Raw genomic sequence first — 24,930 nt, 5'->3', positions numbered from 1 at the left:
CCTCTATTTCTTATTTTCGTTGTGTTTCTTTTCCAAATACTCCTCATATGTCCCAAGATAATCAACAATCGATCCATCATCCTTAAACTCAACAATGCGAGTTGCCGTTGTATCGACAATTTGGTGGTCATGAGAAGTCATTAAAATTGTTCCAGGGAACTTAATAAGAGCATTGTTCAATGCTGTTATTGATTCCATATCCAAGTGGTTTGTAGGCTCGTCCAAGATTAGAACATTCGCGCCCATGATCATCATTTTTGACATCATGCAACGAACCTTCTCCCCTCCAGACAAGACATTTAATTTTTTTAAGGCATCATCGCCTGCGAAGATCATCCGCCCCAAGAATCCACGCACATAGGTTTCATCTTTTTCATCGGAGAACTCCATTAGCCAGTCTACAATACGCTCATCAGTCGTAAATTCTTGATCAAAATTCTTATTAAAGTAACCATATTCAACACTGGAACCCCAATGAACTGTTCCACTATCAGGTTGCATATTCCCAGTGATTAACTCAAAGAACGTTGTTGATGCAAGCTCATTTTCACTGATAAACGCAATTTTATCATCATTTTTGACAGTCAGATTAATAGCATCAAGTACCTTGCTACCCTCTACTGTCTTTGTGAGTGAGTCAACATTCAAAATCGATGAACCAAGATTACGACGGGGTTTAAATTCAATAAATGGATACCGTCGCTTTGATGCAACCATATCTTCGATATTAATCTTAGCCAATGCTTGCTTTCGTGATGTTGCCTGTTTGGATTTCGATGCATTAGCACTAAAGCGATCAATAAAGTCTTTGAGTTCTTTAATTTTTTCTTCTTTTTTCTTATTGGCATCTTTCATTTGGCGAAGAATCAATTGACTTGATTCATACCAGAAATCATAGTTACCGACGAATAACTGGATTTTTCCATAATCAATATCCGCAATATGTGTACACGTTTTATTTAAAAAGTGTCGATCATGAGAAACCATAATTACGGTGCTATCAAGATTTATAACAAACTCTTCAAGCCAGTTAATTGCATCGAGATCCAAGTGGTTTGTAGGCTCATCAAGAAGTAAAATATCAGGATGACCAAATACAGCCTGTGCCAACAACACTTTAACTTTATCTGAACCCGGAAGATTACTCATTTTCTCTTCATGATATTTTGAATCAACGCTCAGTCCATTAAGTAACGTAAACACTTCAGTTTCAGCATTCCAACCATCCATGTCAGCAAATTTTTCTTCCAATTCTCCAGCACGAATTCCATCAGCTTCACTAAAATCTTCTTTAAGATAAATCTCATCTTTTTCTTTCATGATTGCATAAAGCTCTGTATTACCCATAATTACAGTTTCCAGAACGGTATAATCATCGAAAGCAAAGTGATCTTGTTTCAAAAACGAGAGTCTTTTCCCCGGTTGAATGGACACATGGCCTCCGGTAGGGTCTAACTCACCTGACAATAATTTTAAAAATGTTGACTTACCAGCACCATTTGCGCCGATAACGCCATAGCAATTACCTTGAGTAAAGTTAATTGACACCTCTTCGAAAAGAGCTTTTCCATCGAACATAAGCGATAGATTATTTGTACTTATCACAAGCATTCTCCTTTAAAAACATCCTTCTAATTATATCACAAATTAGAAGAAAAAAAAGAATGTCGAAACATTCTTAAAGTATCCATTGGATTGAACCATCGTTTATATTGTAATAAGCAGAAATAACCTTCGTACCTGCCTTTTTAATTACAGGTTCATTTCGCAAAATATCTGCCATTTCTTCGGCACTTTGCTTAATTTGCTGTTCGAGTGTTTCTCCTTTGCGAATGTGAGGGACGATTGAATCAATCACATACTGTAATTTCCCATCAACATGCACACCCTGGGATGCAGCAGTCACTGCGCCACAATCACTGTGACCTAACACAACTACAAGTGCACTACCCAGACTCTCAATCGCAAATTCAATACTACCTATTACCGTATCATCAACAATGTTTCCTGCATTTTGAATGATAAATATCTCACCCAAACGCTCATCAAAGATTAAATCCGGAGACACACGAGAGTCCGAGCAACTAACGACTACAGCGTGGGGCTTTTGCCCTAACACAAGTGATTGTAAGTATTCACTGCTATGTGCTGCATTGCGTAAAACTTGTTTTCGAAATCTTTCGTTACCATCCTGAAGTTCTTTCAATGATTGTTGCCAATTCATTTCATTTTTCAAAACATCCACCTCGTTGCGATTATATCATAGTGAATTTGCGACTGAAACCGAAACACTCTTTAATTTATAATCATAAACTACGAAACGAAATCACAAAAAAACCGAGATAACTCGGTTAGATTTCGTACTCAATAATATAAGGCATTGTCGTGGAGTCATAGTAACCGTAGGAAATTTCTACAACATCGCCATCAGCATCAACAGTTGTTCGTTCCCGACATAACAATGGGGTATCAGCAGTAGCAAGAATTTTAGTAATATACTCTTTCGCCTTGGTTACAACATAAAATTTATCCTGGAATTTAGCCACATCGTACCCTTTTTGATCAAGCCATTTGTACAGTGAATCTTGCTCAATTTCATTGATTGCATTTTTTATCATCATCACAGGAAAATAATGTTCGAATGTGATATATGGCTTACCATCAAGATAATACATTCTTCTTAGGCACGTTACTTCATCACCAAAGGTATGGCGTAGTTTTGAATTTGGATCGGTTGGTACAATCTCAATCCCGATAAGTTCCTTTTCAAGTTGATGATTTTCTTCTAGAATTGATGAGAAAGAGGCAGCTTTTGAGAGTTTATTAAAAAGACGATTACTAATGACGATTGTCCCTTTTCCACTCTTCTTTTCTACATAGCCTTCATTTGCAAGGATTTCTACAGCATTTCGAACCGTAATTTTACTTACATTGAATGTTTCTTCCAATTCGCGTTCTGTTGGGATATAGGAACCCATTGGATATTTTCCAGCGAGGATATCGTTCTTTAACTGAATTGCAATTTCAACATACATTAACTTTTTCTTTTTCATGGATAACCTCCCACTCTCTAAACATAGTTTACAGTATTTTGATAAGGGTTACAACGGATTCTTATATTATTATAATCAACGGGATGAGTTAGATTCATACCTATCAATATATTCATCAACAGTTACCTGTTGTACCAAATCGGCAATCAAATCAAAAGGTATTGTGTTGGGATTCTTTAGACGAATACAAGATTTTCCCATATCTAGTTTTGTAGGCATTGTTTCAGCGTATGCTTTTTCAAACCAAGCTAGTAGTTGTGGGTCCATATAGATGCCAAGGTGATAGATGCCAATATGTCCCTTTTGCACACCCAGTGATAAAAACGGCAACGGATACTCCGGTTTTACGTGATACCCTTGAGGATAGCGAGACTTTGGTACAACATATGTTGGCATATCATAAAGCATTTGTAATTCAAAACCTTCTGGAATTGCATCCGCAACAATATTCATGAGTTTTATATAAACGTCACGGTATTTAACATCAATATTAGATATGTAGTCAATAATGTCTTGTCCCATACTATCTCTCCTATTCAACAATTTTCCCTATATCTTTCAATTCAATAGTAACCCGACCATTTATATCTGTTTTTATATCAACAATATCACTGACATCCAATATATCAAGCGGCAGAATAATTTCGATGCCAGATTCTGTTTTAATTCGATGACGTTTTGCAACAGATGTGCGTTTCATTGTCTTTAGATCAATCATATCAACAACATTATGATCTTCAAACGTTGCACTTACAATCGACTCCTCATCATCACTTAAATCTTCAAAGACTTCTTTTAAAATTTGTTTTGGTTCGATCTCATCAAAAAACTCAATATTATCTGTAATGACTTGCTTTGCCTTAACAATATTCTTGAAGCCATCTTCATCTCGTTGTTCGGAAATGTAATCAACCAACGTTCCTACGACACGAAACGAATCTTTTGAGTTAGCAATGATCGTACAATCGAGTAAGGATTCAATGCGGTCTTTATTTTCTGCGTTGTATTTCAGTGTTAATTCTGCGGACCCAAGATTTAGCATAAAAGCGGCTGGAATACTTGAAAATGTGCTTGGTAGTATTGCGTGATTATGAACCAACGAGTTCTCTACACCATGCTGATTTTGCGTAATTTTGATAAAACCATCTTTGTTTAAGAGCTCAAACATTACCAATGCCACAGACTCATCAAGGTCAATAAGTGCAAATATAAGGTTAGTTCCAACATAATCCATGGATTGCACATTGTGCTCAAACCACTCGCGGGCTATTTTTTGTGTCGACTCAACAAAGTTTAATTGCGTATTCAACAAATTATTGAGCGAACTGTTCTCTCCAAGTTTTGCCTTCGAAGACGATGTACTCCCTACTAATCCTTTTACAAGTTTTAAGATATACGTCTCAATCGCTTTAGCATTGTTAAGATTCATGGGAAATTCAGATAGAATAACTGATTTTAAATCGCTATCAATTGCGTGTATTATTGCTTTATTTACGTCCATAGCCGCCTCCAATTTTGTGTAAGTATTATAGCACCTTTAGTTTAATAGATGTAAGGATAAACTTACACAATTCGTATCTGCTCAATCGAACTTCCATTTTCATGTTTATGAATCACCAATTGCTGTTCAATTCGTTGTTTCAATTCCGGAACATGCGAAATGATTCCCACTAAACGAGAATTACTTGCGAGTTCTTGAAGCGTATCGATGGCATCATTTAATGATGTCTCGTCAAGCGTGCCGAACCCTTCATCAATAAACATTGCTTCAACGGCAACAACACCAGAAAAGTTTTGAATAACATCAGAAAGTCCCAACGCTAACGATAAGGAAGCTTTAAATGATTCTCCGCCTGATAATGATTTGACTGAACGACGTTTTCCGGTCCAATAATCCATTACATCTAAATCAAGACCCGATTTCGCTGAACGATTGTTTGATTGCTCTTGTCTTACCAACTCAAAACGGTCACGCGTCATACGTCTAAATCGTTTGTTTGCCTCATTGATAATGTATTCGAAATACGCAGATTGAACATAGTGTTCAAGGGTTATTTTATCTTTTCCAAGCAACTCACCATTGGCTGCCTTTGAGAGATCACTTAGCATTGCATATGTAGCTTCCAAATCTTTTGTTTTATTTTGAATCTTAACGAGTCGCTCATGTGTCCCAGAATTTGTGATAAGGGAATAATTCAATGATTTATCTTGTTGGCGACGTTGCTCAATTTCAAGATCCAACTTTGACTTCTCAAGTTTTAGAGTTTCTTCATCAATCGCAGGTGTATCATCAATACGTTTTTCAAGAATCTTTATCTCTTCAAGGAGTCGTTCACGTTCTAAAATCGCATCATCATAGAGCGCTGTCAGTGCATTAAAGTCATGATCACTGAGCAGTGCTCCTTTAAATGCATCAATGGTTTCGATACCAATTTGTGAAATTGCGTCACTTAAGGCTGCTTCAGATTCACTTAAAGCTTGCTGCTGATTTGCCATTTGTTGCTTCAATTGGTCACGTTTTGCACGATTGCCTGCAATCACCAACGAGATATCGGCAACTTTTTGTTTCTGCGAAGCATAAGCTCCCTCATCATCATCTAATGATTTTTGCAATCGCTCAATTTGCTTTGCGACTTCAGTAGATGTTTCAAAATCAAGATTTTCTTGTTTCGACTTAATTTCAACATTCAACTCAGTTAACCGTTTGACGATAACGTCTAAATGTTGCTCTTTCTCTTTATGTGACAATTCATACGATACTAGCGACTCTTTCATTTTCTCAACATCAATTACTGTATCCTGTAGTTGCTGAATCGCTTCAAAAATAACAGAAATATTTACTTTCGTCATTTCAATTGTTTCACTTGCAACATCCAAAGATTCAAATAATACAGACTGCTTGGACAGTTCATCATCATTTGATGAGATTGATATATCGAGACTTTCGGCACGTGTGTTGCTCACTTTAAGCACCTCAGATGCCTTTCGAAGTTGGACATACAACACATCTCTACTTTTTCTCATGTCATCCAACATTTTCTCACTCACCTCATCTTCTGGCAGAAGAGCAGGAGCAGGATGATCATATGATCCACAAACCGGACATGGCTTGTCCAAAAGAAGCGTTTTAGCTAAAAGCCCTGCTTGATTACGCAAAAATGAAGATTCAGCCACACTAAACTCATGTGTACTTGTTTCATACTCTTTTTCAATATTGAGATAAAGTGTTGTTTCTTTCTCAATATCATGACTAAGCAAGAAGCGGTGCTCCAATAGTTTTTCCCGTGCCTGAAGAAGGTTATATGTTATCTCTTGCTGAGTTAAGTCTGCAGCCAGTGCATTGCTCTCAATTGTTAATTCGCTAATTCTTTGGCGACTCAAGGTAGCTTGTTCAATTGCGAGACGCGTCTTCGTAATTCGCTTTTCTTCAAACTCGATACATGAATCGAGTTCGAGGTGTTCCTTCTTTAGTTTGTTCTGCTCAAGAAGTAGTGTATCCATGAGAGCGTACATATTTAAACTTGCACTCAACTTTTCAACTTGAAGTTTGCGCGCAACAAATCCTTCACTTACGATTTGGAGTGGTGCTAATGCCTCTTCGTACTCCAATAGTTTTTGCGTATTGACTGTAGACTCACTTTCAATAGCTCGATATTGCAACTCTAAACCTTGAAAACGGTCCGTTTCAATTACAAACCTTTGATATAACGGTTTGACTGTATCACGGTATTTTTTTTGTATCGCAATCTTTGCACTTAAGTTTGTGATGACATTCGTTGTTTCAAAACGAGTGTGAATTAGTTCCCTCGCTCTCTGCAATTTTTCCGTATCTTGAACCCGTGATTGGTGCTTCGTCAAAGCAACCATCATAGATTCATGTTTTTTTGCAAGTGTACCTAATTTTACATTATTTTCATCCATTTCGCGCTTTGAAGTCTCAATTAATGAGTTTAATATTTCAAGAACACTGCTCACATTGTAAACATTGAGCTCAGCTTTCCTCGCATCATCAAGTCCTACAATTCCTGCACTTAATTTTTGAACATCCACTTTGTAAGCATCCAACAATTTCTGTGTTTCTTTATATTTGTTTTGCAATTCTTTTTGAATACGAGCATAAACTTTGGTATCAAATATTTTTTGAAAAATATCCGAGCGCTCATTACTCGTTGCATTCAAGAGTTTTAGGAATTCTCCTTGGGCGATCATCACAATCTGCTTGAATTGGGATTCGTCCATACCTAACAATTCATTAACCATGTGTTTTACTTTGTTAAGGTTATCGATTTCAGAGCCGTCTGGAAGAATTAATGAAACTTTAGGTGCTTGCTCAGTCTCACCTTCGCCGCGTGTTTTTGGCCTCATATAGCGCGGTGAACGACGAATCGAATATGTTAAATTACGATGTGAAAACGTAAGACTTACATATGTTTCATCCTCTGGTCGCGCATAATCACTTCGGATCGTATCCTTACCACGCACATTGCCACTAACATCATCATACAAAGCATATGAAATCGCATCGAAAATCGTTGTCTTACCCGCTCCGGTATCTCCGGTTATCAGAAAAAGCCCATCCACAAACTGTGTGAAATCAACACGTGTTTTATTGGCATAAGGACCAAATGCGGATATTTCTAGTGTAATGGGTCTCATTGATTCTCCTCAACTTCATTCAATATCATAGTAACAGCAGCTGTTTCATCATTCTCCATCGGTCGTCCTAATTGTTCTTCAAAGAATGTAGAAAACATTTCGAGGGGTTGTTTTTCAAGAAGAACTTCTGCACGTTTTAAATTAACATCACTTTCTCTTATTGCATTGTCAAACTCCAATGTTAAAGCATTGGGATAAACAGAGCGAATTTTTCCCATAGCATCAAATACATCCCGCTCATCTTTCAAGATCACATGGATCAAATCATGACGTGATTTTTCATCAGCCACCAAAATTAAGTCATCAAGATAGCCGACAATTTCTCGAACATCTCGCAATGGAATTAACGGAATCATTTCAAAATCTATCACTTCATTGATTTCAAGCATAACAACACTCTTTTCAGTACGCACTTCTGAAAATGAATATTTTAATGGTGAACCCGCATATCGAATAGTATCGCGACCAACTTTCTGCGGACGATGGATATGACCTAACGCAACATAGTCAAATTTATCGAGCAATTCAACATCAATCGCATCCAATCCACCGACAGCTGGTGCTACCTCCGATTCTGACAACATTGGAGAACTGGAACCATTGATGAAAAATTGATGCGCAATAAGGACGGACTTCCGTAGTGGGTTGATTTCAATATTATCAATAATAAATCGGTATGCATCTTCGTATGTCTGCCCTGAAAAATCCGGTGATGCATTGCGTACGGATGATGGCTTTACAAACGGAATCGGGTAAAAATCAACACTATCAATTTGCACCATTTCAATCACTCCAGAATACTCAGTAGAAAAATGAATGTTTTGGTTTTTTAATAGGCGTGATCCGATCCCAAGGCGTTCGGGTGAATCATGATTTCCAGCTGTGACAATTACATGAATATCTAGAGCCGCCAATGCAAGCAAAAAAGAATCCCATAGACGAAATGCTTCCTCGCTTGGACTTGCCTTATCATAAATATCACCGGCGATAATGACAACATTTGCGTGTCTGTCCCGCACAATATCTATAATTTGATTGAATATATATTCTTGATCTTTAATCAAGTTGAACTCCATAAGTTTTCGACCAATGTGCAGGTCGGCGATATGTACAATCTTCATAAAGTTACCTCTTTAGACAATGATAGCATATCCGTGAACAATAAGACTGCTTCGAAAGTAATTAATTCTTGCTTTCATCTTCACCATTTCCTTGAACACCTTCGATTACTGCCTCAATAGTATCAGATAGCGCCTTAACAATATTATTGATTGCTATCACGAGTGTTACATTCAGTAACGGTTGCAGACTTAATGCATGTCCCCGAACAATCGTACTGCGAATCTCTTCACCAACTTGGTTAATGAGAATAAAACCAGTCCCTACCATAATTGAACCTCTAAAAACACTGCGTGCAACCCAATGATACTTAAACGGAATAAATTGGATAACCATCCTCCACATTTCTGTTATCTAAACTGTACATGTTGGCGCAAATTAGTTCAAGAATAAAACCTTTAGATAAGCAATAAAAAAAGAGAAACTGAGGTCATAGTCCAGTTCCTCAAAAGTTGAGAAGATGTGTCTTCTAGAAAACTCAGGTTTAATTGTATTACGCCTCAACCATGGCATATTCATGTGCATTAGATTTACGGCTTAATGACCGAGCAATGCAACCGTTGATATTGCGTCGGCGGCGAACAAAATCGGATTCACTTACACGGTATCGGTAAAATGATGAATGTTACATAATTTCCCTGTATTCGTACTAGAAATTTGCTGACTCAATCAGTATTCTTCTTTTCCAAACATAAAATCCTCTGCCTAACAATTATGGAAATCAATGATGCTTCACCTATAGTTTTAACCTTAACCTACTCTTAAATAAGCTAAACTACTCACTAAAACATCAAATCATTTTGGATTGTCACCTCTAGATTAGGTCCATTTGAACTCGTAATTTCACCAACCTTTCATTTGTGAGGACGATACTTTCAGTTTATATAGATAGATACATACGCCATTACTACACAATATTCGAGACATGTGGCTGAACAATATGTTGATTTCTTCTCGCGCTAGAATTGCTTTCTTGCACGCTCAACAATTACCATGATTATCGTTGACTATCTGGATATCACTTTCATTGCAATCCACAACTCGCTCATTTGAAATAATATAAGAACTACCGATTTTTCCTTATTTTAAAAATTTTACGCATCACTGAATTAGACTACTTATGACGGTTTAATCATACGAGCCTTACTTTCCTACCATAATCAACATTATTTAGCATAATATATTATTATGTACTTTATATTTTTCTCATTCTAAATGAGAAAAATTTCGATTTGTATTATCGAATGCACCATTATTTGAGTTTGAACGAATCAATAGTACCTCTCATAATTGCCCGAATATTTTTTCCTTTGTTTTTTTCATAGAGTAATTTTTTTGTGTTAAAACGAACTAGACTCAGTAATTGCTTTATCGATTGACTAAACCCACAGTATTTTCGAATACAGTATAAACGATTTCGAGTATAATAATACGTTCGTATTGGGCTATAGTTATAAGTCACTACTTTATACCTTGATATGAAAGGAAACATATTAACCTTGGTTTCCTCTCCCAGCTGATGGTCTATGAATGACTTGTTGTTTCTAATGGTTACGTAGCCAGCTTTGTCTAATCGATAACAAAAATCAAAATCAACATAATCGATAAAGAGTTCCTTATTGAACTTTCCAACAGCTTCCCAAGCATTAACATTTAGGATTGATCCCGAGGTTATACAGAGTTTAATTCTCGTAAACGTATCGTTGGATTCATTTTTTCTAGCCGATGAATATTGAACATTTGTCGATATTTGAGCAAATTGGTTTGGGTTTTCATCTATTATTTCAAGTGCACTTTGTACGAAATTATTAGAGCAAATTGAATCGTCATCCAGGGTAAGTACCCATTCAGTTCCTTCTTGCTTTGCATGCTCAATCCCTATATTCAGTGCCTCTGCGATTCCTAAATTTTTCCCATTTTCAATAATTTCACCATTGAAATCGTCAGTGTTAAACATAACCTTTAAATCGCCAATGTTACTTGAACCATTGTCAACGATAATAAGATTATTAACCTGAGTGGAAACCGAATTGATAACGAATTTAAATCTTTCTAGCTCAGGGTTAAATGTAACGATTATTGCGGATATTTTATTCATTATTCTCTCCTAATATAGTTATAGTCATATTATGACTTAAACAATTTGATAAGGCAACGAAATCTAAGAAATCATTGTATAAACTACCGGAGGCGTTACAATCGATGTGAAACCATAATTAAGTTAAGGAATTGACCCATATGATGAAACATTATCATGCTCGCCGATATTTATTATATGAAAGTTAATAAGGTTGATACTGTAAATTATTGAGTAATTATTTACAATACGACACCAATAAATACGCCAAGTTCACCACGAAATGATGACATAGTAGAACAAGGTTATATAGCAGATAATGAGCGTTTACCGGTCTATAAAGTTCTATCCACTAGATGACTTATACTGACAACATAAAATTAGGCTTTTCATCGTCAAATGAGAAACAAACTATCAGGTTGAGTAGAATTTAATAATTAAGAGCCATCCATAGGAATTGCTTTGTTTTCCGTTATATTTCTAGAAAATCACAACTTGATATAATTGAGCGCAAAGAATAGATATCTCTTTTATTAAGAGTAATAAATAATTCATTAAAATTATGTTCTTTTGCTATAGTAAGTAATCTGTTCAATATTCCACCCATTTGCCCAATTCATTATAGCCATCAAGCCAAGTGTCCCAATCATATAATGTCATTCGATTCAAAAGCTCATGACAAAAATCTAGAGTAAGAGCATAATGTACCATTAACTGCCTAAGTTAAACAGTTCGATTCCATAATTTTCTTACTACGTAACTTTCTCAGGAGAATTAGTAAGTTCTCATTATTTACCTGTCTACACTTAGAGATGACTCTTTACTGCATAATCGTAATTTAAAATGATATAGTCTGATTGTGTTACTATATTTTTATCACATTGTAACCCTTAAAATAGAAAAAAACCTATATTTTGACAACAATAGGCTTTTGATTATTATTATTATTATGGTGCCCGAGGACGGACTCGAACCGTCATGAGTTTTACCTCGCTGGATTTTGAGTCCAGTGCGTCTACCGATTTCACCACTCGGGCATTGCTTTAATATAATAAATCAAATGGTCGATGAAATCAATAGATATTGATAAATACTGTCACAATAATTTAATAACTAGGAGAACACGATTAAGAATCACACTAATGTGAACTTGAACGAAGTGTATTCCGTTGGCTTAAAATATCATCACTGATTGAATATGGATCAGAACCAACTTAGATTGGCTGACCATCTTTTACAATCCATGCAACACGATGCTCCGGTTCCCAATCGCATCGTAAACTTACTATCCATATTTCCAACTTCTCCAAAATTCTGAATCCAATATGATCTACTCGCATATAGTTTAGTACTGTTTGGGGAGCCTCATTAATTCTATCACTAACAACCAACACAACATTGCCAAAATTATCGCGAGATAATCCGAGATCATGAACGATTTGTGCTGTTTGAACCTGCAAATTTTAAGCGATGAATGCGTGCTTTGACGCTCTTTTAACTTTGATGCAATAGCAATTGACGCATCATTTGAGAACCAACGATTCAGAAACTCAGTAAATTCATCAGTATTCCCGGAATTCCAGATTTCCATAAATTCTGCAGTCTCTTCGGGAACATCCTCTTCATCAAACATGAGATGAAAAGCTTCCCTGCTCCACTCAACGACTTCCATTGCATCCCCAAAAATTGCCTTCGCTAATACGTCACCTTGTAATTCCAAAATATTGCTCATCGAACTAACATACGATTCTTGTGCTAGTACAAATTCCGACGGAAGTGTAAACGTTACTTCTTTTCAAAAAAGGAACAAATGCTTCAATTTCAACCTCTTGAATTGGTACTTTCATTACTACAGGATCCCCTATTTGACGTTTCTTAAACATTGAAAAAATTCGTTTCAATATTTGGAACTGACCCAGCATATTGGGAATAAATAAAAATCCTCTTGTATACGAATTATTGTAAAATGATTCAATATACAGGAGGTTTTCTTATGGGAACACGAATTATGCATAGTTACGAAACAAAGATGAAAGTTATTGAAATAAAACATGAGGGATACTCAACCAAATATATTAAGGAGTCTTTAGGGATCAAAAATGACACCCAAATAGAAACTTGGTGGAGATGGTATCGAAACGGTGAGCACTTTCGATTCACTCAACCCGTAGGTAAACAGTACTCATATGGTAAAGGCCCTGAAGGTGATACTGTTGAAGAGACGCTTAATCTTCAAATCAAATCTCTAAAGCAACAAATTGAACTCCTAAAAAAGTATTTGGAAAGAGAAAGGAAGTGGTTCCAAAAATAGTCGTTGATCTTGTTGATGAATATCGAATTGTGATTCCTGTAAAAGATATTTTGGGTTTGCCTAATGTTTCAAATTCATCCTATTATAGATGGAATAAACAAGTACACTCAGACAAAGAAGAGTGTAATCATATTGATTGTTACGAAGTATATCTGGGCCATGATGGTCAATTAGCCTGATTAAATACTGAATATTTCCTCTATCGATACCATATTCCAAAGATAAGGCAGCACGGGTTATTCCTTCCTTTTTCTTCTCATATATTTCTAATCTTTGTTCTCGTGTTAGTTTTGCCATTAAAAAAGCACCTCCATTATTTGTTGTCCAAATAACGGGGTGCACTACATAGATACGGTTATCGTAAAATTATTGCATTAATGTAACAAAAATATACTATCAATAAGAACACAGTTCGGCGAATAATGCAGAAACATCAATGTCAAAGTCGAGTAAAAGTGAAACGAAACACGAAGTATAGGTATCAACCGATAATCATGGATAATAAACTTGATAGAGACTTTAAAGCAAAGAATCCCTTAGAGAAGTTGGTTACTGACATAACATATATCCCATATGGTTCTAAAATGCTTTATTTATCAACGATTATGGATTTATATAACGGAGAGATCATTGCCTCAACGCTAAGTGATAAACACGATTTAGCGTGTGTAATTGATACATTGAATCAGCTTACGAAGATTGACAAAGCTTGTATTCTTCATTCAGATCAGGGCAGCGTATATACATCAAAAGAATATCAATTGAGAGTAAAAAACAAAAGCATTATCATGAGTATGTCTCGAAGAGGGACACCTGCTGATAATGCTCCTATCGAATCGTTCCATTCCTCACTAAAGTCTGAGACGTTCGAGTTAAATCCAGAACTTAAAAGTTCTACAGAAATTGTATCACAAACTGTGATAAACTATTTAAAATACTACAATGAAATCCTAACTTACCTTTTTATTTATTCCCATCGAACTAGGTCAGTTCATTCTTACCCACTTTTTTTGACTTATAACATAAAAAAACACAGGTAGTCCTGTGTTAGTAGTTGTTAAGTGATGCGAGTAATGCGACCATGAATTGGTACGTGCGATCAAAGGAAGCAATATCAAGACGTTCGTCCGGAGTATGAATGTCAAACATAATTGGACCAAAACTTACGATATCCAAATTTGGCATTTTGCCTTTCCAGATTCCCAACTCAAGTCCGCCATGTGTCGCAACAGTTTCCATTGCTTCCCCACGCATTTCTTTATAAACTTCAAGTGTTCTTTCGCGGAATTTTGAATTTGCATCATAATTCCAACCAGGATAACGAGAGCTAAATTCGACACTTAACCCATTTGTTGATGCAACCCATTCAACTTGACGCATAATATTTTCAATTACAAAACCTTGTGTAGCACGTAATGATACTGTCACTTTGAAACATTCATCATCAAGTCGAACTGTTCCAATATTTGCCGATGTAATAACAAGGTCGGCAATAGCTTTACTCTTTTGAATTACACCATATGGGAGCATAAACAACGTATTAACGACTGCCTCTGTATCTACTTCAGATAAGACTTGTGTAGTAGAACCCGTTTCGATAATAAAATTTAAGCCGTTGTCGGAGAATTCATATTGTTCTTGCAATTCTTTTTCGACGCCTTTAAACCAGGTTGTGAACACAGCAGGATCAGACAGAGCAATTGTAAAATCATTTTCGCGAGTAATGGCATTTTCTTTCAATCCACCATCAATTGCTACAACATGGAATGCAAACTGATCCAAAGCACGACGCATGATGATTCCAGCAAGTTTCGAAGCATTGCCACGTTCTTGATCAATTTCGCCACCTGAGTGTCCTCCAAGGAGGCCTCTGATACGAACAGTAACCGTTGGCATCGTTACCGACTCATAGTTAACTGTACGTGTAAGCGCACCACGAACACCCCCACAAGAGGATACGTATGTCTCTGTTTCTCCAGACCCGTCAAGTCCGATACATAAAGATGCTTCTAACATTGATGTGTCAAGTTCTGTTGCACCGGTTAATCCGGTTTCTTCTTGAACCGTAAAGACACATTCTAAGGCCGGATGACCCGTTTCTGTGTCAGCAAGAATTGCCATCATATATGCAACTCCCGCGCCATCATCAGCCCCTAAAGTAGTACCACGAGCATGGAGGATACCTTCTTCAATATACAAATCCAAAGGATCGGTATCAAAGTTATGATTGCTGCCTTTATTTGTTTCTGCAACCATATCTGTGTGAGACTGAAGCATCACAACCGGCGCAGCTTCATATCCTGCAGTTGCGGGTTTAAAAATAATGATATTAAAGAGATGGTCAGTGACATATTTCAATCCTAATGTATCCGCAAAAGCTGCGAGATGATCACGCATACCTTCTTCATTAAAGGAAGCGCGTGGAATTGCACTGATTTCTCTAAAATACTTCATGACTACTGATTCGTTCATAATTAACCTTCTTTCTAAAATCTTTACCAATAATATATCATATTTCTTTCATCTTAAGATGATTTTGAGTAAACTTATAACAAAGGAGGAGATGTATAATGAAGAATTTTATCAAAGAATTCAAGGAGTTTGCCATGCAGGGGAATGTTATTGACATGGCAGTTGGGGTTGTTATTGGGGGAGCATTTGGAAAGATTGTCTCTTCGCTTGTAGCGGACATCATCATGCCAATCATTGGACTTATAACCGGTGGAGGAAGTTTCGATAGTTTAAAACTTGTTCTTCGTGATGACAGCACAAATCCACTTACACTTAATTACGGTGCATTCTTACAAAATACTGTCGATTTTATAATTATTGCTGCCTGTATTTTTGTAGCAGTAAAACTTATGAATAAGCTGCTCACAAAGAAGTCAGCTCCAGCTGTGGACGAAGCGCCAGCAGAGCCAAGTGAAGAAGTAAAGCTTTTGAAAGATATTCTCAAAGAACTGAAAAAACAAAAATAACAAAAAAAAATAACACCATTATAGCGGTGTTATTTTTATTTATAGTCATCAGACCATAAATTATGAATTTTGTCTCCCAAACCAAATCCACCATCGTCTAAGATTCATCACGTCTCAGACAATAATGATTATAACATAAATATTTTGAAACGTAAAACATCCTTTACGATTATGATTTTTGTTGTGCGACGATCCGTTGTAGGCGTTGTTTCAAATACGTTTTACGAATGGATTCTTGATGATTTGCGACAGCACGTTCAAATGCTTTCTCTTCTCCCACCAACACAAGTGACTTTGATGAACGGGTTGCTCCTGTATAATAAAGACGTCTTGAAAGCATGCGGAAGAAATCTTGAACCGCCACAAGAATCACAATTGGATATTCACTTCCTTGAGCCTTATGAACACTCATGGCGTATGCAAGTGTAATATTAATAAAATCTGCAGGTTCGTATTCCACAAAATTCCCTTCGAAATCAACAACCAAACGGCGTGGTTCAACCTCAACAAGAGTTCCAATGTCCCCATTGAAAACGAAATCATCGGGTTGATTCTTAAGTTGGAGAATCTTATCCCCTTCTCTAAAGATTCGTGTGCCGACCATGATCTGTGGTTTCATGCTATTCTCAGGATTGCACATTTTTTGAAGAAAATGATTGAGATTGTCAATTCCTGCAGGTCCATTGTACATCGGTGCAAGTACCTGGATATCACTCAAGTCATAGCCGCGAGATAATGCTTCATCCACGACTCTTAGTACAATATCCTTAACAGGACCATAACGCGAATTAAAAAACTTAACATCGCGGCTGTAGTTGTGAACATCAAAAATGCCTTGATTCATATTCATCGCCAAATCAATAACTTCAGATCCCGCTTCTTGGCGATAATTTCGTTCTAACTCAATAACCTTAAATGATTCGGAGGCGATCATATCACCCAGGACAAAACCACTTCCAACTGAAGGCAGTTGGTTTTGATCGCCCACAAATAAGAATTTCTTAACATTGTTTGAAGCATCTAAGAGATTGGATAGTAACCAAACATCAATCATCGAAAACTCATCAACAATAAGGACATCTGTTTCAAGTGGATTCTCAGCATGAACACCAAACTTATTCGATTCCAAGTCCCACCTCAACACAGAATGCACGGTTGCGGCTTGGACATTCGTCAATTCTTCCAATCGCTTTGCAGCCCTTCCCGTTGGCGCACACAAGGTAATGTGTAACCAGGGCATATTTGTCTGTAAAAGCGTCACAATCCCCGAAAGTAGTGTGCTCTTTCCAGTTCCTGGACCCCCTGTTAGTATCATGACATCCTCTTTAAGGAAGGTTTCAATAGCTGTCTTTTGATGGTCATCAAAATCAATACGGAGTGTGTTTTCAATTTCTGCTATCTTACCATCAAAATCATCCAGATCAAAGTCATATCCTGTGAATGAAAAATCACCCAATGTCTTCGCAACATTAACTTCACTCTCAAACTGCGTGTAGTGATACAAGCGATCTTCATCCCAAACCAGTTCACCTTTTTCAATTAAAGCGTCAAATGCGCTTTCAACCAATTCAGGGTCACCAATACGGACATCTTTGAATAATTCTTTTTTAGAAATATAACTATCACCATTGCCAAAAGCAATTGTTTTATAACGATCCAATATTAGTGCTTCGACGCGAAGCGGATGGTCAAGGTCGAATCCCAATGACATCGCAACCTTGTCAGCAGTCTTAAATCCAATACCATCAATATCATAGATAAGTCGATACGGATTTTCCTTTATCAAACGAATTGAGTCTTCCCCATAGGCCTTGGTTATTTTTAAGATTTGTTTGTTACCAAGACCATTTGCAATTAGAAACGATACTGCGTCCTCAATCGGGTCTTGGTAGCGTACTTTCTCAAGAATCATAGTCGCCTTCACTGGTGTGATACCTTTGACTTGAAGAACAAATGATTCATCTTCTCGAATATCATCAAGGACAGTTTCGCCATAGGCATCGACAATTGCTTCTGCAGACTTTTGGCCCACTCCAGGAAAATTTGGTCCACTTAAGAAACGCACAATAAAATCACGATGTTGTGGCAGCATTTTCTTAAACGATTCCACTTGAAATTGCATACCATATCGGGGATCTTCACGGTAATAACCACTAAACTCATAGAACGACTCAACCTCAAGTGTCGAAAGTGGTCCTTTGATAATTAAAGGTTTTTGATTGCTATTGAAAAGAACAATCCGGAAGATACCAAATCCAGATTGTTCATTTAGAAATATTTTTGATTCAACTGACCCTTTTACAATTTGTTCCATAGAATCACCTCTTATAATAGAAATAGTATTTGAATTAATCCTAATGCATTATTAAGAAAATGTACAGACATTGCGCCAAATATTGAACCTGTTTTTTCAAAAGCACGAATCATAAACAATGACATCCCTGCATAAGGAATGAAATGGATAAATTCTAATAAATCACCACTAAGTGCAACTTGTGGGAGTACATGAATCGCTCCGAAAATTACAGACGATAGGATAATTGCTTTTTTATATGAGGTATGCGAACGAAATTGTTGATACAGAGCACCACGAAATACAATTTCTTCGACAATCGGTGCGAAGACAACTACAGCGAAACCGTAAAGTACAGGCGCTTCTTTCACACTTTCAATGACACTTAATTGGTTTCCTGACTGTGAGAATTGACCCAAGATCATTTGGATAATAAGGTTGCTCGCAATTGTAAACAAATACAGCAATCCCCATGATTTAAGAATCTCTATAATATTAGTCTTTATGACTTGCGGTGTTGCTGTGAAATGTCGCCAGCTCTTCGCAAGTGGCTTATGCACGATTGCAACAACAGTTATCAAACTAGTAAGATAAATCACCATCATTATTTGCGGATGAACACCACTCTCCATTCCAAAGAACTGTACGGAGATAAATTGTCCGATATGTGGCAATACAAACTGTATACCAAAGAAGTAAAACAAGATAAGTGAAATTGCTTGAATATAACTAAATCTAAATTTTTGATCGTCTATATTAGGATTTCGAGTCATACTTCACCTCTTCGCCATCAAGGTTAAATACGCGGTCAATACGACCACCACCTAACACTTCATCACCAAGGTAGAATACAGCTTCTTGGCCCAGTGTTACTGATTTAACATCATCGATCATGGTAACACGAATGCGATCATCTGCAACCCAAGAAATTTTTACTTTGACATCACTTTGGCGATATCGGAACTTCGCCGTACATTCGATATCTTCTTTTTGTCGATCGGTAAACCAATTCATTTCTGCAATTTCTGCTTCTGAAGCAAAAAGCAAGCGATGGTCAGCACCCTTTCCAACATAAATTGTATTGGTTGATAAGTCTTTACCAACAACAAAAAAAGGACCGACAGAAGCATGAATGTTTAATCCATGGCGTTGTCCAATGGTATAAAACATAACTCCTTGATGTTTCCCAACTTCTACACCCGTATCGACATCAACAATACTGCCTTCAGAGTCTTTAAGATAATTTTTCAAAAAATCACGATATTCTCTTTCACCAATGAAACAAATACCAGTTGAATCTTTCTTTGTAGCAACGGGCAGATCCAATGAGAGTGCAATTTTACGAACTTCTTCTTTCGTTAAATCTCCCAAAGGAAAAAGAACACGTGGTAAGACTTCTGGTTTTACACGGCTCAAGAAATATGTTTGATCCTTGTTTTGATCAACTGCTCGGAACATTTTACCGTCTTTTGTCATGGCATAATGACCTGTCGCTAACATATCAAATCCGTTTTTATCCATAAAATCATAAAACGAATCAAACTTAACGTAACGATTACACAAAATGTCCGGATTTGGTGTGTGGCCGCGTTCTGTTTCCGCAAGGAAGAAAGAGAATACATTATCCCAATATTCTTTGACATAGTCGACACGAAGCAATGGAAGTCCAAGATGCTTAGCAACACGCATAGCATCATCATAATCGACTTCTTGTGAACACATATCATCGGAAATTGTTGGATTCCCTAATATATCGTTATTGGCAAATGAATCCCAATTACGCATAAAAGCGCAAGTGACATCATGCCCTTGCGACTTTAGTAAGTGAGCGGCGACAGCACTGTCGACCCCACCTGATAAACCTACTAATACTTTCATAATCATCAACCTTCTAATTCTTTATAATTACACGTTATTATCGCTAAGCGGGTCAAACGGTTTCCGATGAATATTACGTAATTCAGACGGAAGAAATGCATCGATTTCCTCTTCATCATAACCCACTAAGAATGTTTTTTCATTCATAACGATTGGTCGTTTTAAAATTGAAGGGTGTCTTTGAATGAAAATTATTAACTCATTCATTGACAAATCATCCAAATCAACTTGTGATTCTTGCATAACTTTTGAACGTTTGGAAATAATATCCTCAGTTCCATTTTCACTACGCATTAATAAATGTTTGATTTCTTTATCGCTAAGAACTGACGTAAAAATATTCTTTTCGATAAATTTCAAATTCCGATCCTTGAGCCACTGACGGACCTTCCGGCAGGACGCACATCCAGGAGATGAATATAATACTATCATAAGTGACCTCCTTTTATTATCATTATTATAGCCTTTATTTAGTTACATTGAAAGACATTTTTTAACACTAGGTTTTATAGGTCTTACTTCCAGTCCAACCCCATAGCCTTTTGAACTTTATCAAGCATAGCCTGTGCACCTGGTCGCATTTTGTCGGCACCTTGTCGTAATACATCATCTACGAAACCACCTTGTGCAAATTTGTCATAACCTTCATGCAACATTTCAAGCTCGTCGCAGACAACATCTGCTACTGCCTTCTTAAATGTTCCATATTGGACATCCACAAACTGAGCTTCTGCTTCCTTGATTGATATGTTTTTTAAAGCTGCGTAAATTGTTAAGAGATTTGCGATGCCTGGTTGATTTTCTACATCATATTTGACAACACCAAGGCTATCTGTCACCGCTGACATAATCTTCTTACGCGCGACTTTAAGATCGTCTTTAAGATAAACAACCCCTTTTTCGCCCTCTTTATCAGATTTACTCATTTTCTTGGTTGGATCTTGTAAGGACATAATTTTACTGCCGACTTTTGCAATCACCGGTTCTGGGATCACAAAGGTCTCACCAAAACGGTTGTTGAATCTTTCTGCAGTATTGCGCGCAAGCTCAACATGTTGTTTTTGGTCCTCACCAACTGGAACTAAATCCGCCTGATGAATCACAATATCGGCAGTCATTAATGTTGGATATGTATAGAAACCACCACTTAGTGACATCCCGGTATCCTTTTTATCTTTAAACTGAGTCATGCGATTCAACTCGCCCATCGGTGTGAGGCAAGACATAATAAAACCCAATTGTGCGATTTCTGGAATATCACTTTGTAAGAAAATATTGGATCGTTTTGGATCCAATCCACTCGCAAGATAGAAAAGAAGGACATCTTTTAAGTTTGTTTCCAATTCTTCAGGATCAATTGGCATTGTAATGCAGTGCAAGTTTGCAATAAATACATTCACATCGTATTCCTCTTGTGACAAGACAAAAGGACGCAATGCTCCAATGTAATTCCCTAGTGTCAGTTGAGCGGTTGGCTTAATACCACTAATCATTTTTTTTCTCATCATTTTAACCTCCATATACATTGATTGCGAAAATATCATCCGCCTGTTGTTGGGTGATAATACCTTCATCAACCATGCGTGATAATACATGTTTTTGACGTTCACGTGCACCCTCAAAGTTTGTGCTCAGAGCATAATAAGAAGGTGCTTGTGGTAGGCCTGCTAATAACGTCGCCTGCCCATCGTTTAAATCTTTAGGATGAACCTTAAAATATCCATAGCTGGCGTCATAGATACCATAGAATCCATCACCGTAATAGTTCATATTCAAATAAAGTTCAAGAATTTCATCTTTCGAGTAATTCTGCAGCAAATCTCGTGTTACAAAATACTCAGCAACTTTGCGTGTAAATGTTGTTGTTTCTTCAAAATACAAGTTCTTTGCGACTTGTTGAGGAATTGTTGAGGCACCCTCGACAAGCGACTTTGCACGCAAGTTCTGAAGTGTCGCCCTTCCCAAAGCTTCAAAATCTAAGATCGCTTTCCGCGTGTAGAATCGCGAATCTTCAGTATTTATCGTTGCACTGATAAACAAGGGATTCATTGCATCAAGATGTACAAATTCTTGTTTATTTTCGACGGCATCAACAGTATCCGAAAGGCTTTTATCATTAATAACCGCAAGGTATTGTTGATGCCCCCGAAAAACAATTATCCCACATACGAGAACGATAATCGCAATGAGAGCGATTATGCCTCGTTTAATATATTTTTTCATTGTTGTTAAGAAAAAACACAGTCGCCTGTGTTTTTCTATTGACCCATCGACTTCATAATTTGACGAATCTGTGCTTCAGAAGGTTTACGTCCCATCTGCATGTACATTGCACGAATCATCTTTTCATTAATTGGGGGATTTTCTTTTAATTGTTTTTCAAACATTCTCTTTGTGAAGAAAAATGCAGCAACACCACCAATGACTGCTCCTAAAAGCACCCATAGGAAACTTGCAAGAGTTTCGTTCATTGCTAGAATATATAACATGGTTTCACCATCCTTATTTACATAACGTTTATGATTACATTTTATACTTTTTTCACGATAAACACAAGTGAACCTTGTGAATCCATATAAAAACCCAAAAGGTGTGATATTGTCCCTGTTTACTACAGGTGGGTGTCCTGGTCTTAAGATTGGGATTCTGGCAAGCCAGCTTTCACACTACCTAAGGCACATCCGAACTCCCTTATATCAAAGTGTCGGAAAAATACTAATCCTTTTGGGCATCTATATTATAACACACTTTTTACCGTTTCATGGTATACTATATAAGAAAATTAATGAGGTGACTTATGAAATTAAACAAAAGTTTCTTTTACACAATTCGAGAAGATGTAAAAGATGAAGATTCAACAAGTGGAAACTTACTTGTAAGGGCTGGATACATCAAAAAGAGTTCATCCGGTGTTTACATGTATATGCCACTTGGATTACGCGTAAAAAATAAGATCGAAACCATAATCCGTGAGGAAATGAATGCCATTGATTCACAAGAAATGACCATGCCTACCCTCATCCCAGAAGATGTATACATTGCTTCGGGTCGACGCGACATTATTGGTTCCAGCATGTTCACATTGAAAGATCGCTTTCAAAAGCCTTTTGTTCTTGGCCCAACACACGAAGAGTTGTTTGCGCAAGCCGCGCAAATGAAGATTCGTTCTTACAAGGACATGCCTTTCAGTTTGTACCAATTTCAAACAAAATTCCGCGACGAAGCCAGACCACGTTTTGGATTGATTCGTGTACGTGAGTTTGTTATGAAGGACGCATATACATTTGATGCAAATCTTGAGGATGCTGATCGCTCTTACGATGCGATGTTTAACGCATACAAACGTATTTTTGACCGTATGGGTCTTAACTATCGAATTGTGCGCGCTGACACTGGAATTATGGGTGGTTTACTCTCGGAAGAATTCCAAGCAGTCACCGATATCGGTGAAGATGTTCTCGTTCTTGGTGAAGAGACAGGTTATGCAAGTAATTTAGAAGTAGCTGAAAACATCAATCGCATTGAAAGTGATGAAGTAATACTTCCTCGTGAAAAAGTCCATACACCAAATGCAAAAACAATTGAAGAGGTTTCGGCCTTCTTGAATCAACCCGTAACACGTTTTGTTAAAACACTAATTTATAAAGTTGATGATGCGCTCGTAGCAGTTTGCGTTTTGGGTGATCGTGAAGTTAACGAAACAAAGCTTGGTAAGTTATACGGTGCAACTGAGGTTGAACTTGCAGATTTCGAATCTGTACAGAGCAGCACAGGCGCAGCTGTTGGTTTTGCTGGACCCATCGGTTTATCCATCGACATTGTTGTGGACCAACAAATCGCCGGATTGCGAAACTTTACAATTGGAGCCAATGAAAATGATTACCACTTTATCAATGCCAATCACTCTGAGTTTGAAGCAACACACATCGCTGATGTAACAAATGTTAAAGAAGGCGATCCAAACCCTGAAGGAAAAGGTGTACTTACATTCTCCAAAGGAATTGAAGTAGGAAATACATTCAAGTTGGGAACAAAATACTCACAAGCAATGAACTTAGATTATCTCGATCAAAACAACAAGCTCCAAGATGTTTATATGGGATCGTATGGAATTGGTCTTGGACGAAGTCTGGCTGCAGTGGTAGAACAAAACAACGATGCGAACGGTATTGTCTGGCCAATGCAATTGGCACCGTATCATGTAGCCATTGTTGTGATTAACACAAAAAACGAAGATCATGTTGCTTATGCAAACGCTATGTACGATGAGCTCACAGCAGCAGGCATTGAAGTTATCTTAGATGACAGAAACCAGCGCCCGGGTGTTAAATTCAATGACATGGATCTTATTGGAATTCCATTGAGAATTACAATTGGTCGTGATGTGGATGCTGGTCAAGTTGAATTTAAAGAACGATCAGGCGAAGAAGCAGTTAAGCTCAATCGCGAAGATGTTCTTACCAAAGTTAAATCTTATTTCTAGAACTACGATGAAGGGATGCACATGTGCATCCCTTTTTTTAGGTTAAAAGCAAAATAAAGTCATAGAGAAACCATAAACTAAA

The 24,930-nt window shown here is 37.2% G+C and carries 21 protein-coding genes, 1 tRNA gene and 2 pseudogenes; 4 read left to right on the top strand and 20 right to left on the bottom strand.

Features of this window, described 5'->3' with window-relative positions:
* Nucleotides 1–3: 3 nt before the first annotated feature.
* The 11 genes from G7062_RS06830 to G7062_RS06780 all read right to left on the bottom strand — a co-directional run bounded on the left by G7062_RS06830 (nt 4) and on the right by G7062_RS06780 (nt 12,625).
* On the bottom strand, nt 4–1,605 hold the full coding sequence (locus G7062_RS06830; protein ID WP_166065165.1) for an ABC-F family ATP-binding cassette domain-containing protein: 1,602 nt from the start codon (nt 1,603–1,605) through the stop codon (nt 4–6).
* A 73-nt stretch (nt 1,606–1,678) separates the two neighbouring features.
* Entirely contained in the window at nt 1,679–2,236 is a 558-nt protein-coding gene (locus G7062_RS06825) for a carbonic anhydrase (RefSeq protein WP_166065164.1), read from the bottom strand.
* Nucleotides 2,237–2,351: 115 nt separating this feature from the next.
* Nucleotides 2,352–3,053 carry a GntR family transcriptional regulator gene (locus tag G7062_RS06820; RefSeq protein ID WP_166065163.1) on the bottom strand — a complete coding sequence of 234 codons (702 nt, stop codon included), beginning with the start codon at nt 3,051–3,053 and terminating at the stop codon, nt 2,352–2,354.
* Between the two features lie 75 nt (nt 3,054–3,128).
* Nucleotides 3,129–3,575 (bottom strand): DUF1801 domain-containing protein, encoded by a 447-nt coding sequence (locus G7062_RS06815; RefSeq protein ID WP_166065162.1) that lies wholly within the window; start codon nt 3,573–3,575, stop codon nt 3,129–3,131.
* 10 nt (nt 3,576–3,585) lie between these two features.
* Nucleotides 3,586–4,554 carry a nucleoid-associated protein gene (locus tag G7062_RS06810; RefSeq protein WP_166065161.1) on the bottom strand — a complete coding sequence of 323 codons (969 nt, stop codon included), beginning with the start codon at nt 4,552–4,554 and terminating at the stop codon, nt 3,586–3,588.
* 62 nt (nt 4,555–4,616) lie between these two features.
* Nucleotides 4,617–7,709, bottom strand: a complete 3,093-nt coding sequence (locus G7062_RS06805) for an AAA family ATPase (protein ID WP_166065160.1) — start codon at nt 7,707–7,709, stop codon at nt 4,617–4,619.
* Complete coding sequence (locus G7062_RS06800) at nt 7,706–8,830, bottom strand: exonuclease SbcCD subunit D (protein WP_166065159.1); 1,125 nt, start codon at nt 8,828–8,830, stop codon at nt 7,706–7,708. Before G7062_RS06800 ends, G7062_RS06805 begins: the two co-directional genes overlap by 4 nt.
* Nucleotides 8,831–8,891: 61 nt before the next feature.
* On the bottom strand, nt 8,892–9,164 hold the full coding sequence (locus tag G7062_RS06795) for a hypothetical protein (RefSeq protein ID WP_166065158.1): 273 nt from the start codon (nt 9,162–9,164) through the stop codon (nt 8,892–8,894).
* A gap of 916 nt (nt 9,165–10,080) precedes the next feature.
* On the bottom strand, nt 10,081–10,926 hold the full coding sequence (locus G7062_RS06790) for a glycosyltransferase family 2 protein (RefSeq protein ID WP_166065156.1): 846 nt from the start codon (nt 10,924–10,926) through the stop codon (nt 10,081–10,083).
* Between the two features lie 929 nt (nt 10,927–11,855).
* Nucleotides 11,856–11,942 (bottom strand) — tRNA-Leu (locus tag G7062_RS06785).
* Nucleotides 11,943–12,250: 308 nt separating this feature from the next.
* Nucleotides 12,251–12,625 carry a hypothetical protein gene (locus G7062_RS06780; protein ID WP_166065155.1) on the bottom strand — a complete coding sequence of 125 codons (375 nt, stop codon included), beginning with the start codon at nt 12,623–12,625 and terminating at the stop codon, nt 12,251–12,253.
* 273 nt (nt 12,626–12,898) lie between these two features.
* On the opposite strand from G7062_RS06780, the pseudogene G7062_RS06775 reads away from it, so the two are divergent.
* Nucleotides 12,899–13,317: pseudogene (locus G7062_RS06775) on the top strand (IS3 family transposase); the annotation flags it as partial.
* Here G7062_RS06775 and G7062_RS06770 read toward each other — a convergent pair.
* Nucleotides 13,277–13,513 (bottom strand): hypothetical protein, encoded by a 237-nt coding sequence (locus G7062_RS06770; RefSeq protein ID WP_166063871.1) that lies wholly within the window; start codon nt 13,511–13,513, stop codon nt 13,277–13,279. The pseudogene G7062_RS06775 and the gene G7062_RS06770 sit on opposite strands and share 41 nt — an antisense overlap.
* Nucleotides 13,514–13,563: 50 nt before the next feature.
* On the opposite strand from G7062_RS06770, the pseudogene G7062_RS06765 reads away from it, so the two are divergent.
* Nucleotides 13,564–14,256: pseudogene (locus tag G7062_RS06765) on the top strand (IS3 family transposase); the annotation flags it as partial.
* 7 nt (nt 14,257–14,263) lie between these two features.
* Here the strand turns inward: G7062_RS06765 and pepD are convergent.
* Entirely contained in the window at nt 14,264–15,688 is a 1,425-nt protein-coding gene (gene pepD, locus G7062_RS06760) for a beta-Ala-His dipeptidase (protein ID WP_166065154.1), read from the bottom strand.
* A 98-nt stretch (nt 15,689–15,786) separates the two neighbouring features.
* Between pepD and mscL the strand changes: the two genes are divergently transcribed.
* Entirely contained in the window at nt 15,787–16,194 is a 408-nt protein-coding gene (gene mscL / locus G7062_RS06755; RefSeq protein WP_166065153.1) for a large-conductance mechanosensitive channel protein MscL, read from the top strand.
* Between the two features lie 169 nt (nt 16,195–16,363).
* Here the strand turns inward: mscL and G7062_RS06750 are convergent, their stop codons facing one another.
* The 7 genes from G7062_RS06750 to G7062_RS06720 form a co-directional block, all read right to left on the bottom strand.
* A complete protein-coding gene (locus G7062_RS06750; RefSeq protein WP_166065152.1) occupies nt 16,364–18,508 on the bottom strand; it encodes an ATP-dependent RecD-like DNA helicase in 2,145 nt (714 codons plus the stop codon).
* Nucleotides 18,509–18,519: 11 nt separating this feature from the next.
* The gene (locus G7062_RS06745) at nt 18,520–19,260 is read right to left on the bottom strand and encodes a CPBP family intramembrane glutamic endopeptidase (protein WP_166065151.1); all 741 of its coding nucleotides are present in this window, start codon (nt 19,258–19,260) and stop codon (nt 18,520–18,522) included.
* Nucleotides 19,244–20,365 carry a tRNA 2-thiouridine(34) synthase MnmA gene (gene mnmA, locus G7062_RS06740; protein ID WP_166065150.1) on the bottom strand — a complete coding sequence of 374 codons (1,122 nt, stop codon included), beginning with the start codon at nt 20,363–20,365 and terminating at the stop codon, nt 19,244–19,246. Before mnmA ends, G7062_RS06745 begins: the two co-directional genes overlap by 17 nt.
* Before the next feature lie 27 nt (nt 20,366–20,392).
* Nucleotides 20,393–20,797, bottom strand: a complete 405-nt coding sequence (gene spx, locus G7062_RS06735; protein ID WP_166065149.1) for a transcriptional regulator Spx — start codon at nt 20,795–20,797, stop codon at nt 20,393–20,395.
* 83 nt (nt 20,798–20,880) lie between these two features.
* A complete protein-coding gene (gene trpS, locus G7062_RS06730) occupies nt 20,881–21,870 on the bottom strand; it encodes a tryptophan--tRNA ligase (RefSeq protein ID WP_166066087.1) in 990 nt (329 codons plus the stop codon).
* A gap of 4 nt (nt 21,871–21,874) precedes the next feature.
* A complete protein-coding gene (locus G7062_RS06725; RefSeq protein WP_166065148.1) occupies nt 21,875–22,588 on the bottom strand; it encodes a biosynthetic peptidoglycan transglycosylase in 714 nt (237 codons plus the stop codon).
* Between the two features lie 35 nt (nt 22,589–22,623).
* Complete coding sequence (locus tag G7062_RS06720) at nt 22,624–22,836, bottom strand: YneF family protein (RefSeq protein WP_166066086.1); 213 nt, start codon at nt 22,834–22,836, stop codon at nt 22,624–22,626.
* Nucleotides 22,837–23,162: 326 nt separating this feature from the next.
* Here G7062_RS06720 and G7062_RS06715 point away from each other — a divergent pair, with 326 nt between their 5' ends.
* The gene (locus G7062_RS06715) at nt 23,163–24,848 is read left to right on the top strand and encodes a proline--tRNA ligase (protein WP_166065147.1); all 1,686 of its coding nucleotides are present in this window, start codon (nt 23,163–23,165) and stop codon (nt 24,846–24,848) included.
* Nucleotides 24,849–24,930: the final 82 nt, after the last annotated feature.

Source organism: Erysipelothrix sp. HDW6C (genome assembly GCF_011299615.1).
Classification (GTDB): Bacteria; Bacillota_I; Bacilli_A; order Erysipelotrichales; family Erysipelotrichaceae; genus Erysipelothrix.
This window is presented reverse-complemented; position numbering and strand designations above follow the sequence as displayed.